The sequence below is a fragment of the Lysinibacillus sp. PWR01 genome (genome assembly GCF_043359455.1).
GTDB classification, from domain to species: Bacteria; Bacillota; Bacilli; order Bacillales_A; family Planococcaceae; genus Lysinibacillus; species Lysinibacillus fusiformis_F.
Window position 1 is genome coordinate 1 of sequence record NZ_JBHERJ010000094.1, and the last position, 15,215, is coordinate 15,215.

A 15,215-nucleotide genomic window follows, 5' to 3' on the forward strand; every position below is an offset into this window, starting at 1 on the left:
TTAAAACAGTCAGTTGCATACTGGCTGTTTTTTATTTTATAAAAAGAGGCTGGGACAGAACTAAGTAGGACCTTCTTCAAGCCGAATAGTCTCTAAGTTAACAAAACATGATAACTAGAAAAACCGAACTATTCCGAAACACTTCGTGAGCGTTTCAGTGGATAGTTCGGTTTTTTTGTTGGCTGAAACACTTTTTTTCCAGCCTCTTTAAAAAAATCGTTTATCTAACTAGCTTTATTCAAAATAGGTGAGCTATCCTTCTGCTTTAGTAGCTTCAATGACATTCATATATATAAACCATCACTTAAAAGGCTATAAAATAATGAGTTCCTTAGGAGAGTGGGTGATTACTTCCACACCTTCTTTTGTAATGATAACATCATCTTCGATACGGACACCACCTACATTTGGTATATAAATACCCGGTTCTACTGTTAGTACCATATTCTCTTCTAAAATATCTTTACATACGGTAGACATAAATATATTTTCATGGATATCTAAACCTATACCATGTCCCGCACCGTGTCCGTAATTTTGTCCATAGCCTTTTGCAGTGATATAGTCTCGTGTATAACTATCTGCCACTTGTCCAGTAATACCAGCCTTCATATTAGAAAGGGCATGTTGTAAGGAATCATGGACTATTTGATAGACTTCTTTTAATTGCTCTAATGGTTCTCCAACAGCAATCGTTCTTGTCATATCTGAACGATAACCTTGATAATAAGCACCAAAATCCATTGTCAACATATCACCTTGCTCCACTATTTTAGAGGATGCTACGCCATGTGGAAGTGCTGAACGATGGCCAGAAGCAATAATCATATCGAAGGCTGCGCCTGTTGCACCATTTTTCCGCATATGAGACTCTAATTCATGGGCAATCTCAAGTTCAGAAATACCTGGTTTGATGAATGTCAAAATATGATTAAATGCCTCATCGGATATCCATGCGGCTTTCTTAATTATTTCAATTTCTTCTGGTGTTTTAATCATTCGTAAATCTTCTACAATAGTAGACAATGGCTTTAATGTAGCTGTCAATTTACTCTTCATTAATTGATAACCGTGATAAGTAACATGATGTTGCTCAAAACCAACTGTTTGAATGGATTCCTGTTCGAAAATCTCCTGAATGGTTTCATATAAACGGTTGCGATCAATCTCTAATACTTCAAAAGTGGTACATTGACTTGTTGCTTGCTGTGTATAGCGGAAGTCTACTAATAAAAGTGCGCGAGTCTTCGTTATGATAACTGTTCCTGCACTACCTGTAAAACCTGTTAGATAGCGACGATTTTGAGCATTGGTAATAATCATTGCATCGGTAGTATGTGCCTGTAGGGCCTCTTGTAATTGTGTTAGTTTTGACATGTTATTTTTCCCCCTTTAAAGTTAAATATACTGCAAAATTTGCATCATGTTTAGAGTATATATGAAAATAGACGTTGTTTGTGTGGATAATTCATTGCAGGGTAAATCCTATCCCTTGATAAAACCGAGTGGGCAAATATATTAAGAGAAAATATGAAAATAAATGTTGCATATCTAGTTTTTTTATGATATATTTATAAATGTCTTAAAGAGGTCCCGTGGTGTAGCGGTTAACATGCCTGCCTGTCACGCAGGAGATCGCCGGTTCGATCCCGGTCGGGACCGCCATTTAAATTGATATTACAGTCCTTATGATTTTACATCATAAGGGCTTTTTTGTTTGATTGGGATATTTATCCAATTCATCATGTAGAAGCTTATTAGCAAAATTGAGTAGAAATTACATGACAAGTGACTAACTCCTAAAGGATCAACATCTCCTAGTAGAAACAAAGGGGCTAAAAGTATAACATTCTGTATCGTCTCTAAGACCAACCTCCCTTTATTTTTTCACAAATAACATCTATTTCCCTAAAAACATATCAACCGTATCTAGAAAACAGCTAAATCCTTGTGAAATAATCGATAATATTGCCATGAACCTACCAAATTTCATCTATTTAACATTATCTAAAAATAGTAAAAATTACCGATAAATGATAGCGTTTCTATAAGGTAAAATTAGATGTGTTTCTAATAGAAAGATTATGGGTAAAAATGTAGAAGTAATCGGATTGGCTACGGAGGTGTTAATATGAGCAAAGATTATTCTTTTAAAAGTCTTTATTTACCTTTGCTTATTGGTTCCATGATAATGATGGTAGGCTGTGGAGATCCTATTATAGAGATTGAAGAATCAAATGCGTATCACTGGCAAAAAAATATGAACGAAGTAGAATTCGAGAAATTAAAAAATGATATGTCATATATTGAAGTAGTCGAAGCAGCAGGAGGCGCAGGAAAAAAGATTAAAAATAATGAATATCGTTGGAATGATGAGATCTTGATGACACAGGCCTATATAGTGAAGTTTAAGGATGATAAACTGATTGGCAAAGAAATCATAGCAGTAAAAGGTCATTCCAACAGATAAATAGTTGACACGTCTTCGTAAAAGAAGGCGTGTTTTTGTTTTCATTCTAATTAGCTAGCTATGTCATAGAATTGGGCTTCTGAACGACTACAAACTAAGTAAGACATAAATGATATTGGATGCTTTGAACATTTTCGCTAGTTTAGGTAAACTAGAGATAATGTAGTGATGAGAGGAAAAATGAGAATGTATGAAATAATCATGAATTCAGTTGATGATACAGAACGTTTTGCCATGGCACTTGCCAATTTACTAGAAGCTCAAGATACGATTACATTAGAAGGGGATTTGGGTGCAGGCAAAACAACATTTACGAAGGCCTTAGCAAAGGGCCTTGGTGTGAAAAGAACAGTCAACAGTCCAACATTTACGATTGTTAAACAGTATGAAGGACGATTACCCTTCAATCATTTAGATGTTTATCGTCTGGCTGAAAGTGACGAGGACCTAGGTTGGGATGAATTATTTTATGGAGATGCGGTATCAGTAGTAGAGTGGGCACATTTAATTGAACAGGATTTGCCACAGCATCGATTAGCAATAGAGATTTACCGAATCGGAGACAATGAACGACGCTTTGTGTTAATACCTAGTGGGGAACGCTATGAGGCACTATGTGAGGAGCTAATGAAATGATTTGGTTAGGAATAGAAACAGCGAATACACCACTTTCCATTGCCATTGTGAGGGATGGAAAAGTGGTAGCCGAGATGGTACAAAATATAAAATTAACGCATTCTGCAGGAGCGATGCCAGCTATTGAAGAGATACTAGCAAGAGTAGGCTTACAGGCAAGTGACTTGGATGCGATTGCAGTGTCTGAAGGGCCGGGTTCGTATACAGGTGTCCGTATAGGTGTAACATTAGCGAAAACCCTAGCATGGACATTACAGATACCTTTAGTTGGTGTCGCTAGTTTAAAGGCATTAGCTGCAAATGCCGCCCTTTATAATGGATTAATCTGTCCAATTTTTGATGCAAGAAGAGGCAATGTCTATACGGCTGTTTATCAAGGAGTGACATTAGAGACTCTTGTGGAGGATCATCATGCACATATCGCTGATTTATTAGAGCGTTTAAAGGCACTAGATGCACCTATTTTATTTATAGGAACAGATGTTGATATATTTTGGGATAACATTGTGGAGGTGCTTGGTGATAACGCAGTACGTGCACCGTTTAGTTTTGACTTGCCACGTGCAACGGAAGTTATTCGTGTAGCGACTAAAGTGGAGTTACCGAGTGTTGAAGCTACTCATCACTTTGTCCCACAATATAAACGAATTGCAGAGGCTGAGGCTAATTGGCTGAAAGAACAGAAGGAGAAGGAACATGAGTAGGAATGTAACTTATCGTAAAATGGTTTCTGATGATGTACCAGCAGTTTATGAAATTGAAGTAGCTTCATTTCCTATACCCTGGACGCTGGATTCCTTTTACTATGAAGTGCATGAAAATCAGTATGCTCATTATGTGTTGGCTGTGGATGCAAATGGCAGTATTATTGGTTTTTGTGGGATGTGGATGGTAATAGATGCAGCCCAAATTACGAATGTAGCTGTTATGGAGGCAGCACGTGGTCGAGGTATCGGCGAGGGATTAATGCGTGAGGCGATGCAAATAGCTCGTTTACATGGAATGGAGGTTATGACATTGGAGGTACGTGTAACGAACACCGTTGCACAAAATCTTTATCGCAAGCTTCAATTCCAAGATGGTGGCATACGGAAAGGCTATTATACTGATAACGGGGAGGATGCCCTTGTCATGTGGGTGAATTTATAATGAATAATGGAATGATATTAGCAATAGAATCGAGCTGTGATGAAACAGCTGCAGCAATTATTCGAAATGGTCATGAAATTGTGTCGAATGTTGTTGCTTCTCAAATAGAGAGTCATAAGCGTTTTGGTGGCGTTGTCCCTGAAATTGCATCACGTCATCATGTAGAACAAATTACGATGGTGATTGAAGAAGCATTAGCTCAAGCAAACTTAAAGCCAGCAGATTTAGATGCTGTTGCTGTTACAGAGGGTCCGGGTCTTGTAGGAGCATTGTTGATTGGCATTAATGCGGCGAAGGCTTTTGCATTTGCGAACAACTTACCAATTGTTGGCGTACATCATATTGCAGGACATATTTATGCCAATGCACTTGTTCAGCCAATGGAGTTCCCCTTATTAGCACTTGTAGTATCAGGTGGTCATACAGAGCTTGTGTATATGAAGGAACATGGCTCTTTTGAGGTCATTGGTGAAACACGAGATGATGCAGCTGGTGAAGCTTATGACAAAGTGGCGCGTGTTTTAAACTTACCTTATCCTGGTGGACCACACATTGATCGACTTGCTCATGAGGAAGGAGAGCCTGTACCTTTTCCGAGAGTATGGTTGGAAGAGGATTCATATGATTTTAGCTTTAGTGGTTTAAAATCAGCGGTCATTAATTATAAACATAATATGGATCAACGAGGTGAAGCTATTTCACCAGCGGCTGTTGCCAAGGGCTTTCAGGAAAGTGTTGTCGAAGTGCTGACAGCTAAAACATTGCGTGCTGCTCGCGAGTATCAGGTGAAACAGGTTATTGCAGCTGGTGGTGTAGCAGCGAATAAAGGTTTGCGAACTTCTTTGGAGACCGTATTTGCAGAGGAAGGTATCCCGTTTTTTGTACCACCCCTTAAATTGTGTACTGATAATGCGGCAATGATTGGCGCAGCAGCGATGCCGATGTTTGAGGCTGGCATTCGAGGAAACTTAATGATGAATGGACGCCCAGGAATGGAGTTAAAATCCTGGATATAGTATAGGAAAGAGGTATCTATATTTTTAGATATCTCTTTTTAATTGTCGAATAATTGTTGATAAATAAGAACTGTGGTAAGAGAATGTAAGTATCAAACAACAAAATTGACAAATTTTTCAGAAAATTATCCACAGGTAAAGGAGCGAACTAAATAGCGAACACGCGTACTTATGCACAAAATGTTGATAACTTGTGCATAACTTGTGATTATTCAATATGTAGTAGCGTGTTTTATACGATACAATGTGGATAAAATAATTTTTAATTGTGGACAGTGTGGAAAACTCTGTTGATATGTTGGTATTACTAGATTTATAGTGTGAATAAAACTGTGGGCATTTTTTGTCGAAAAATAGCACTTGACCAATATATATGAAAAATGAAGACAAGTAAAGAAAAAGCCATGTGACCCGTCACATGGCTTACATCAATTACATATTAATACTTTCAAGTTCTTCATTTAACTCAAGCCATTCTAATTCTAATAGCTCATGCTGTTCTTTAGCAGTTGCTAATTCGTCTTGGAGATTTGAAATTTTTTCATGGTCTGTGAAAATGGCAGAGTCGCACAAAGCTTCCTCTAAGCTTGCAACAATAGCTGTCGTTCCTTGCATCTTGCTTTCTAAATCTTCGATCATACGTCTAATTTGACGTTCACGTTTTTTTGCTTCTTTATCAATTTTAGATGTAGACGCTTTATCAGGTTGCTCTTGCTGTACTTGTGTTTGGGAGGTAGCATTCATTTGTGCTAGCTCCAATAGTTCCTGCTTTTTCTCTACATAATAATCATAGTCACCTAAATATTCAAATGACCCGGTTCCAGATAACTCCACCACTTTCGTGGCGATACGATTAATGAAGTAGCGGTCATGTGAGACAAATAGAAGCGTACCAGGGTAATCAATCAAAGCATTTTCTAAAACCTCTTTGCTATCTAAGTCTAAATGGTTAGTAGGCTCATCGAGAATTAAAAAATTAGCCTTTTGCATCATTAATTTTGCAAGTGCAAGGCGTGCTTTCTCACCGCCCGATAAAGAGGATACGGCTTTATCCACATCTTCACCACTAAAAAGAAAACGTCCCAATACGGTGCGAATATCTTTTTCGTTCATAAGTGGCCATTCATCCCATAACTCTTTCAAGACACTCTTATTGCTTGATAGCTTTGCTTGCTCTTGATCATAATAGCCGATTTGTACATTCGTCCCATAACGAATACCACCTGCAAGAGGGGCTAAATCTTTCACAATCGTTTTTAATAATGTCGATTTACCAACTCCGTTTGGTCCAACAAGGGCTATACGATCCTCGCGAAAAGAGCGAAGGTTAATCCCACTAGAAATGGTACGATCATTATAACCAATTGTTAAATCATCGACGGATAAAACATCATTTCCACTTTGACGTTCAATCGTGAAACCAAAACTAGCGGATTTCTCATCACCATCTGGCGATTCCATCCACTCTGTTCGTTCAAGCATTTTGCGTCGACTTTGTGCCATTTTTGTTGTAGAGGCACGTGCAATATTTTTTTGGATAAAATCCTCTAGCTTGGCCTTTTCATCTTGCTGACGCTCATAGAGCTTGACATCACGCTCATAATTTTTAGCTTTTTCATCTAAATAAGCACTATAATTACCTGGATATTTTGTGACACGATGACGGGATACTTCGTAGACAATAGAAACAACTTGATCTAAGAAGTAGCGGTCATGGGAAACAATTAAAATAGCGCCTTCATAGCTCTTTAAATAGGATTCCAACCAAGATAGTGTTTCGATATCTAAATGGTTAGTAGGCTCATCCAGAATTAAAAGGTCTGGTTTACTAAGTAAGAGCTTAGCAAGTGCTAAACGTGTGCGTTGGCCACCAGATAAGGAACTGATGGGTTTGGCATAGTCTTCGGAATAAAATTGCATACCATGAAGGACTGACCGTATGTCTGATTCATATTGATAGCCACCTGCATCTTTAAACGTATGCTGTAATTGATCGTATTCCGACATAACTTTCGCATACATAGTAGGATTTTCATAAACAGTAGGATCAGCCATTTGTTGTTCAAGTGAGCGTAGCAGCTGTTCTTGGGCTAGAAGAGATTCGAAAATAGTCATCATTTCATTCCAAATTGTTAGCGTAGAGTTTAATCCTGCATGTTGCTCTAAATAGCCTATTTGAATATCCTTTGGGATAATGATATCACCTGAATCATAGGACATTTGACCAGCAATTATTTTTAATAAAGTAGATTTACCTGCACCGTTTCGTCCTACTAAGGCAACGCGGTCACGGTGTTGAACTTCTAATTTAACACCACTTAAAATTTCATCTGCAAGAAAGGATTTAGTTAGTTGATTGACCTGTAAAACAATCATTCTTGACACCTCAATTCTACCTTAGTGTAATGGATGAACGATTTGCATGCAATGTCCGTGCTTTACTTATTCCTAGCAGTCATGTAAGATTGAAACGATTTCTTTTTAGTTAGCTGCGTAAAAGGCGCCATTAACTAAAGAGAAATACAGCAGGGGATTGCAAAAATGTTGTATATTGTTAAGGATGAATGTATTAAAATTAGTAGTTATAGACAGTAAAATTGATGGAGGTACATCATAAGGAGGAAAAAGTTTGAAACAAGAATTAAAAATTCCACAAGCCACTACAAAAAGACTTCCTCTTTACTATCGATTTATTCAAAACTTTGCACAAGAAGGTATGGAACGTATTTCGTCGAAGGAATTGAGTGAAGCGATGAAAATAGATTCTGCAACTATTCGCCGTGATTTTTCTTATTTTGGTGCACTTGGAAAAAAAGGATATGGCTACGATGTGCAGCATCTATTACAATTTTTTAGCCAGACGCTTGATCAACATGAAACGACAAAAGTAGCGTTAATTGGTGTGGGGAATTTAGGTAGTGCATTATTAAAATATAATTTTCAAAAAAACCATAATACACATATTGTGGTAGCATTCGATTCCAAAGCACCGAAGGATGGCAAAATGATTAGCAACATCCCGGTTTTTCATCCAGATTTATTGGAAGAAAAATATGCAGAATACGGTGCAGAGCTTGCTATTTTAACCGTTTCACCACGCTCCGCTCAAAAAATGGCGGACCGCTTAGCGGCCATGAATGCAAAGGGAATTTTAAACTTTACGCCAGAGCGTTTAACGGTACCTGATAGAATGCAGCTCCTAACCATTGATTTATCGGTAGAGTTACAAGCGCTTATTTATTTAATACGTAATCAGGAAGAGTGAAAACAATACATATTTTCCAGTGTAATTCACCGTTTCTGTCAAATAGATAATTTAAATAAAATGCGGTCAAATCAGTGAGAGTGACGAAAAACTTTCACATATAATTAGTTAGCAAAATGGCGAAATATGCGTTAAAATGATGGATATAAAGAGGAGGTGGCTGTAATGGGTGGTATTGGTCCTATGAGCCTCATTATTATCGGAGTTGTCGCGTTACTAATTTTTGGTCCTAAAAAGTTACCAGAGCTAGGTAAGGCATTTGGTTCAACACTACGTGAATTCAAAAATGCTACTAAAGGTTTAGCCGACGAAGATGATGATGATAAGAAAAAGAAAGAACTAGATAAGTAAGTTAGGATGTTTGAGGAATGAACCCAAAAGATCTAACTGTTATTGAGCATATAGAAGAATTAAGAAAACGGCTGTTCATTGTTGCCGTTTTCTTTGTTCTAGCTATGGCCGGCGCATTTTTTGTCGCAAAGCCGCTTGTTAAATACCTTCAAATGACTGGAGCCGAATATAATATAGAGCTCCATGCATTTGACGTAGTCACACCACTTGCAATTTATATACAAGTTGTTTTTATAATTGCATTTATTCTTTCATCACCTGTGTTGATGTATCAATTATGGTCGTTTATTAGCCCTGGATTAAGGGAAGTAGAGCGTAAAGCTACTCTAAGCTATATTCCGTATTCATTTTTATTGTTTCTTGCAGGGTTATCTTTTTCGTACTTTTTACTATTCCCATATGTCATTAAATTCATGATGAATTTATCGAATGATTTGGAGATACAGCAAACCATTGGTATACATGAGTATTTTGCATTCTTGTTTAAGCTTACAATACCTTTTGGTTTCCTTTTCCAATTGCCAATTGTTGTTTTATTCTTTTCACGAATTGGCATATTAAGTCCGGATTTACTCATTCGAATTCGTAAATATTCGTACTTTGGTTTATTTGTATGTGCAGCGATTATTGCACCGCCTGAGTTAGCTTCGCATTTAATGGTTTCAGTGCCACTGTTTATTTTGTATGAAATTAGTATCATGATTTCACGAATTGGCTATAAGAAATATCTTAAATCAGAAGAAATTCGATTAAAAGAAGAACAAGAAGCGGAGCAAAAGCGTCAAATTGAAGAGGCGCTTGAGCAGCAACGACGACAAATAGAAGAATTGAATCAACAGTAATAGATAAAGCTCGGTGCCCCTAAATGGGACACCGAGCTTTCGTGTTATTTTTGCAACTTACAATAGTTTTACAAAAATTTATTGCATTTTTTCTAGTTCTTGAAGAAACTTTTGCAATGGTTCCGCATAGAATTGTACAAGTGTCACAAAACCATTAAGCATGACGTGTGCAATAATAGATGTCCAAATGCGCTTTGTTTTGTGATATAAAAAGGCGAAAATTAAACCACAAATGGTATAAAGCAAGATATGTGAGAAGTCGAAGTGGATAATCGCAAAGAATATGGCGCTAACAATAGCTGCCACCCAGAAATTTGTTGTTTGGACAAGCGAGCCAAATATCACTCTGCGGAAGACGAATTCTTCTAAAATTGGCCCGAATACAACAATTGCAAATATGGCAATGGGAGCGCCTTTAGCTATCGCGACTATATCAGCAGTATTTTGTGAGCCTCCTTCAATACCGAAAACAGCCATCTCAATAGCCGCACCAATCATTTGTCCAAAGAACACTAGGAAGAAGCCGATGATTCCCCACACAATTGTAAGAGGGATTGTTTCTTTTTTTCCTTGATAAATGTTCCAAAAGGCTTTATCTCGAGATGTGAGGATTAGGCTTAAAATGAGCGCTATAGCAAAACTTAAGGCAATATACCAACCTTGAGTAATGGGAGCCGCTTGTTCAGAAGCTAAACCAGTTATCTTCATCATGAGCTTATGGAACGGTAAGAGCAACCATCTGCTCGAGATTTGCATCAAGATATAGATCAGCAAAACATACAGGGCTGTTTTTTTATGTTTCGTTACTTTTTGAGAATTAGTCACAGTCAAAATCCTTTCCATTCATATGCTTCCTTTCTATTGTAGAGGAATATGGAAAGAAAACAAAATTTTTCGAAGTTCTGACTTGCAAAAAAAAGAGTGATTGATTATCATAATAATTGTGTTAGCACTCATTGATATAGAGTGCTAATAAATATCAACAATTATTTAATTATTAGGAGGTTGTTTCACTTGTTAAGACCACTAGGAGATCGTATTGTAATTGAACTAATCGAGGTAGAAGAAAAATCTGCATTCGGTATTGTACTACCTGACTCTGCAAAAGAAAAACCACAAGAAGGTAAAGTAGTAGCAGTTGGGACAGGTCGTGTATTAGAGAACGGGCAACGTGTAGAGCTTGACGTTAAAGTTGACGACCGCATTATTTTCTCTAAATACGCTGGCACAGAAGTTAAATTTGAAGGTAATGAATACCTAATTTTACGCGAAAGCGATATTCTTGCAATTATTGAATAAGAACATTAAACGCACCTTATGTAAGGTGGATGCTTATTGTTTGCTTAACAAATGTGACAATAAGATGAAATTGATATAAATATATTGAAGAAGCTTAACGAATATTCCATTTCAGGAGGGTAAATTCTCATGGCAAAAGATATTAAATTCTCAGAAGACGCTCGTTCATTAATGTTACAAGGTGTAGATAAATTAGCAAATACAGTAAAAGTAACATTAGGACCAAAAGGACGTAATGTTGTTTTAGAAAAAAAATTCGGTTCACCACTTATTACAAATGATGGTGTGACAATTGCAAAAGAAATCGAACTAGAAAACCCATACGAAAACATGGGAGCAAAATTAGTAGCGGAAGTGGCTTCTAAGACAAACGAAATCGCTGGTGACGGTACAACTACAGCAACAGTATTAGCACAAGCAATTATTCGTGAAGGCTTGAAAAACGTTACAGCTGGCGCAAATCCTGTAGGTATCCGCAAAGGTATTGATAAAGCAGTTGCTGCAGCACTTACGGAATTACACGCTATTTCTCGCCCAGTAAGCAATAAAGAAGAAATTGCACAAGTTGCTGCTATTTCTGCTGCTGATGATGAAGTTGGACAACTGATCGCTGAAGCAATGGAACGTGTTGGTAACGATGGTGTTATTACAATTGAAGAATCAAAAGGCTTCACAACAGAGCTAGATGTGGTAGAAGGTATGCAGTTTGATCGTGGCTATGCTTCTCATTACATGGTAACTGACACAGATAAAATGGAAGCGGTTCTTGATAACCCATACATTTTAATTACTGATAAAAAAATTACAAACATTCAAGAAGTATTACCATTATTAGAACAAGTGGTACAACAAGGTCGTCCACTTCTAATGATTGCTGAAGATGTAGAAGGTGAAGCACTTGCAACACTTGTTGTGAACAAGCTTCGTGGTACTTTCAATGCTGTAGCTGTAAAAGCACCAGGCTTCGGTGATCGTCGTAAAGCAATGCTTGAAGATATTGCTATCCTGACAGGTGGACAAGTGATTACAGAAGAATTAGGCTTAGACCTAAAATCAGCTGATATTTCTGCACTTGGTCGTGCCGCAAAAGTTGTTGTAACAAAAGACAACACAACAATCGTTGAAGGTGTAGGCGGAGCAGACGCAATCGAATCACGCATTGGTCAAATCCGTGCACAACTTGCTGAAACTACTTCAGAATTCGATAAAGAAAAATTACAAGAACGCCTTGCAAAATTAGCAGGTGGTGTAGCAGTTATCAAAGTTGGTGCTGCAACAGAAACAGAGCTTAAAGAGCGTAAACTTCGTATTGAGGATGCTTTAAACTCAACTCGTGCGGCTGTTGAAGAAGGTATTGTATCAGGTGGTGGTACGGCTCTTCTAAACGTCTATGCAGCAGTGGAGAAAGCAGCTGATTCAGTAGAAGGCGACGTAGCTACAGGTGTGAAAATTGTTCTACGTGCTTTAGAAGAACCAGTTCGTCAAATTGCTAATAACGCTGGTCTTGAAGGCTCAATTATCGTAGATCGCCTAAAACGTGAAGAAATTGGCATTGGTTTCAATGCGGCAACTGGCGAATGGGTAAACATGATGGAAGCAGGCGTAGTAGACCCAGCAAAAGTAACTCGCTCAGCTCTACAAAACGCAGCATCAGTTGCAGCGCTATTCTTAACAACAGAAGCGGTTGTAGCAGATATCCCTGAAGCAGCACCAGCTATGCCAGATATGGGTGGCATGGGCGGTATGCCAGGAATGATGTAAGATTTAGCTTAAACTAAAAACACAATCTTTTAAGTAAACATGACCACTTTCCATCATTTTATGGGAAGTGGTTTTGTTGTTGAAAAAAATCATGTCACGAGTAGAAAAAGACCTTTTGACAAGGCAAGGGGGTTGATTTCCGTTCCACCAGCGTCCTTTCTAGGAGGTGTCCGGTGAGCCGCTTTACTCACGAAAGGTCTCATCTGTGACGCTGGCTTCTCAAATTGTTTAATTTCATTTCCTTAAGCAATCTCATCACAGATTGCTGTCCTTATGGTTGTTCCACCTTTGTCTAATAAAAATGCCGCGTTTTTTCATTTTACATCTCCTATTTTTAGAAATTCCTAAATTTTCTCTTCTATATAATAATTGGGATTTATAACTAGCTGTTTTTATTTCCAAGGGAAAAATAATTTTAGTCAACTAAAGCGCCATTACTGGATTATTCATCTATTAAATGTATGAATAATCTATAATTAAAAATTTTCCTGTTGTTTTTCAATGGATTATCACTTACAATACAAAATGAAAATGATAATCGTTATCATTAACTAATAGTTTAATAGATAGAGGTGAAATCTTGGATAAACAGGAAGCTAACAGAATAGGAATGGGCAATATTTATTATGTTATTATCTTGCTTTTAATAGCCTCCATTTTAATATCTGCCGTTTTTTCTGTATCAATAGGACAAGTCAGCATTCCTTTCAAGCAATCGATGGATATTTTGCTACATACTATATCCAATGGGAAGCTTGGCACGCTTGATAGTGTGGAAAGTGAATCTTACTTGAATATTATTTTACAGGTCAGAATGCCGCGTGTGGTTTTTGCCTTATTGATTGGTGTCGGACTTGCATTGTGTGGAGCTGTCATGCAGGCAGTTGTACAAAACCCGCTTGCTGATCCATACATACTGGGTATTTCTTCAGGTGCGTCATTAGGTGCAACTTTTGCTATCCTAGTTGGTTTTGGGAGCAGTGCATTATTAGCACAATTTGGGGTAGCCTTTGGTGCATTTGCTGGGGCAATGCTTACCTCGATGGCAGTGCTTATCCTATCCAGCATTGGCGGCAAAGCAACTTCAGTAAAACTTGTTTTATCAGGGGTTGTCATCGGTGCATTATGTAGTTCATTCTCAAGCCTTATCATCTTCTTTGCCAATAATGCTGAGGGTATCAAAACTGTTACGTTCTGGTCTATGGGGAGTTTAGCATCTGCCAGCTGGGACAAAACACCGATTTTAACAATTGTAATTGTACTTGGAGCTGCATTATTCCTTTTCCAACATCGCGTGCTAAATACAATGCTACTTGGGGATGAATCAGCTATCACATTAGGGATCAATTTAAGTGCTTATCGTAAATTGTATATGATTCTTACCTCACTAATTACAGGAACGATGGTCGCTTATGCAGGTATGATCGGTTTTGTTGGTTTAATAATTCCACATATCACGAGAGGTATTTTCGGGGCAGACCATAAACGATTAATGTTAGGAACATTGCTCTTAGGAGGACTTTTCATGATTTGGGCAGATATTCTGTCTCGAACATTAATCCAAAATGTAGAATTACCGATTGGAATTATTACTTCTGTCATTGGGTCACCATTATTTATCTATATGATTGTAAAAAAAGGTTACAACTTCGGAGGGTAGAACAATGGAATTAGTAGCAAAGGAAATAGAAGTAAAAATCGGCAAAAAGGAAATCGTAAAAAACATATCCATTCATGTGAATAAGCAACAATTTGTGGGCTTAATCGGACCAAACGGATGCGGAAAGTCAACTTTGTTGAAAAGTATTTATAAAAGCCTCGTGCCACAAAAAGGGATGGTCTTCTTAGATGATTTAGATGTTTTAAAAAGTCCTGAAAAAAAGATTTCTCAGCACTTAGGTGTAGTTGGACAATTCAATGAAATGCACTTTGATTTAACGGTACAACAAATGGTGATGTTAGGCAGAACACCTCATAAAAAAATGCTAGAGTCAGATAACCAAAAGGATTTTGACATCGTAGAAGAGGCGTTGACAAGAACGAACTTACAATCTTATAGAGGACGTAGTTTTCTTTCATTATCTGGTGGCGAAAAGCAAAGGGTTATTTTAGCTAGAACGATTGCTCAACAGCCTAAATTTATGATTTTGGATGAACCAACAAATCATTTAGATATTCGCTATCAAATTGAAATACTATCCTGTGTAAGAAGTTTAAACATCGGTGTTTTAGCGGCACTTCATGATCTAGAAATGGCAGCACATTACTGTGATTATCTTTATGCGGTAAAAGATGGTGAAATCTATGCACATGGCACACCGCAAGAAGTTTTAACACCAGAAACAATAGAAGCTTTATATCATATTAAATGTAAAACATTTACTAATCCAGTGACGAATGGATTAGGATTTGCATATGGACTGTAG

The 15,215-nt window shown here is 37.6% G+C and carries 15 protein-coding genes and 1 tRNA gene; 13 read left to right on the forward strand and 3 right to left on the reverse strand.

The genetic code is table 11. The features are described from left to right. Positions 1 to 312: 312 nt before the first annotated feature. The gene (locus ACEVFT_RS21430) at positions 313 to 1,377 is read right to left on the reverse strand and encodes a M24 family metallopeptidase (RefSeq protein WP_393951255.1); all 1,065 of its coding nucleotides are present in this window, start codon (positions 1,375 to 1,377) and stop codon (positions 313 to 315) included. A gap of 212 nt (positions 1,378 to 1,589) precedes the next feature. Between ACEVFT_RS21430 and ACEVFT_RS21435 the strand changes: the two genes are divergently transcribed. From ACEVFT_RS21435 to tsaD, 6 genes are all read left to right on the forward strand, one after another. Next, positions 1,590 to 1,665 (forward strand) — tRNA-Asp (locus tag ACEVFT_RS21435). 466 nt (positions 1,666 to 2,131) lie between these two features. After that, the gene (locus tag ACEVFT_RS21440; RefSeq protein WP_205445865.1) at positions 2,132 to 2,470 is read left to right on the forward strand and encodes a hypothetical protein; all 339 of its coding nucleotides are present in this window, start codon (positions 2,132 to 2,134) and stop codon (positions 2,468 to 2,470) included. A gap of 186 nt (positions 2,471 to 2,656) precedes the next feature. Further along, positions 2,657 to 3,106: a tRNA (adenosine(37)-N6)-threonylcarbamoyltransferase complex ATPase subunit type 1 TsaE gene (gene tsaE, locus ACEVFT_RS21445; RefSeq protein ID WP_205445864.1), complete on the forward strand. Its 450-nt coding sequence runs from the start codon at positions 2,657 to 2,659 to the stop codon at positions 3,104 to 3,106. Further along, a complete protein-coding gene (tsaB, locus tag ACEVFT_RS21450; RefSeq protein ID WP_342441796.1) occupies positions 3,103 to 3,810 on the forward strand; it encodes a tRNA (adenosine(37)-N6)-threonylcarbamoyltransferase complex dimerization subunit type 1 TsaB in 708 nt (235 codons plus the stop codon). Before tsaE ends, tsaB begins: the two co-directional genes overlap by 4 nt. Then, positions 3,803 to 4,255, forward strand: coding sequence for a ribosomal protein S18-alanine N-acetyltransferase (gene rimI, locus ACEVFT_RS21455; protein WP_342441795.1), 453 nt, complete (start codon positions 3,803 to 3,805; stop codon positions 4,253 to 4,255). Before tsaB ends, rimI begins: the two co-directional genes overlap by 8 nt. Further along, the gene (tsaD, locus tag ACEVFT_RS21460; RefSeq protein WP_393951256.1) at positions 4,255 to 5,271 is read left to right on the forward strand and encodes a tRNA (adenosine(37)-N6)-threonylcarbamoyltransferase complex transferase subunit TsaD; all 1,017 of its coding nucleotides are present in this window, start codon (positions 4,255 to 4,257) and stop codon (positions 5,269 to 5,271) included. Before rimI ends, tsaD begins: the two co-directional genes overlap by 1 nt. Before the next feature lie 432 nt (positions 5,272 to 5,703). Here the strand turns inward: tsaD and ACEVFT_RS21465 are convergent, their stop codons facing one another. Beyond that, positions 5,704 to 7,647, reverse strand: a complete 1,944-nt coding sequence (locus tag ACEVFT_RS21465; RefSeq protein ID WP_393951257.1) for an ABC transporter ATP-binding protein — start codon at positions 7,645 to 7,647, stop codon at positions 5,704 to 5,706. Between the two features lie 253 nt (positions 7,648 to 7,900). On the opposite strand from ACEVFT_RS21465, the gene ACEVFT_RS21470 reads away from it, so the two are divergent. The 3 genes from ACEVFT_RS21470 to tatC all read left to right on the forward strand — a co-directional run bounded on the left by ACEVFT_RS21470 (position 7,901) and on the right by tatC (position 9,729). Continuing rightward, entirely contained in the window at positions 7,901 to 8,536 is a 636-nt protein-coding gene (locus ACEVFT_RS21470; RefSeq protein WP_004224350.1) for a redox-sensing transcriptional repressor Rex, read from the forward strand. A gap of 165 nt (positions 8,537 to 8,701) precedes the next feature. Continuing rightward, positions 8,702 to 8,887: a twin-arginine translocase TatA/TatE family subunit gene (locus ACEVFT_RS21475; protein ID WP_008176991.1), complete on the forward strand. Its 186-nt coding sequence runs from the start codon at positions 8,702 to 8,704 to the stop codon at positions 8,885 to 8,887. 17 nt (positions 8,888 to 8,904) lie between these two features. Next, on the forward strand, positions 8,905 to 9,729 hold the full coding sequence (gene tatC, locus ACEVFT_RS21480) for a twin-arginine translocase subunit TatC (RefSeq protein WP_342441792.1): 825 nt from the start codon (positions 8,905 to 8,907) through the stop codon (positions 9,727 to 9,729). Positions 9,730 to 9,807: 78 nt separating this feature from the next. Here the strand turns inward: tatC and ACEVFT_RS21485 are convergent, their stop codons facing one another. Then, the gene (locus tag ACEVFT_RS21485; RefSeq protein ID WP_393951258.1) at positions 9,808 to 10,572 is read right to left on the reverse strand and encodes a CPBP family intramembrane glutamic endopeptidase; all 765 of its coding nucleotides are present in this window, start codon (positions 10,570 to 10,572) and stop codon (positions 9,808 to 9,810) included. A 171-nt stretch (positions 10,573 to 10,743) separates the two neighbouring features. On the opposite strand from ACEVFT_RS21485, the gene groES reads away from it, so the two are divergent. The 4 genes from groES (at position 10,744) to ACEVFT_RS21505 (ending at position 15,215) form a co-directional block, all read left to right on the forward strand. Further along, positions 10,744 to 11,028: a co-chaperone GroES gene (gene groES / locus ACEVFT_RS21490; RefSeq protein ID WP_004224358.1), complete on the forward strand. Its 285-nt coding sequence runs from the start codon at positions 10,744 to 10,746 to the stop codon at positions 11,026 to 11,028. Positions 11,029 to 11,157: 129 nt separating this feature from the next. Beyond that, positions 11,158 to 12,789, forward strand: coding sequence for a chaperonin GroEL (groL, locus tag ACEVFT_RS21495; protein WP_205445851.1), 1,632 nt, complete (start codon positions 11,158 to 11,160; stop codon positions 12,787 to 12,789). Between the two features lie 580 nt (positions 12,790 to 13,369). Continuing rightward, on the forward strand, positions 13,370 to 14,449 hold the full coding sequence (locus ACEVFT_RS21500) for a FecCD family ABC transporter permease (protein WP_393951259.1): 1,080 nt from the start codon (positions 13,370 to 13,372) through the stop codon (positions 14,447 to 14,449). 4 nt (positions 14,450 to 14,453) lie between these two features. After that, positions 14,454 to 15,215, forward strand: a complete 762-nt coding sequence (locus ACEVFT_RS21505) for an ABC transporter ATP-binding protein (RefSeq protein ID WP_393951260.1) — start codon at positions 14,454 to 14,456, stop codon at positions 15,213 to 15,215.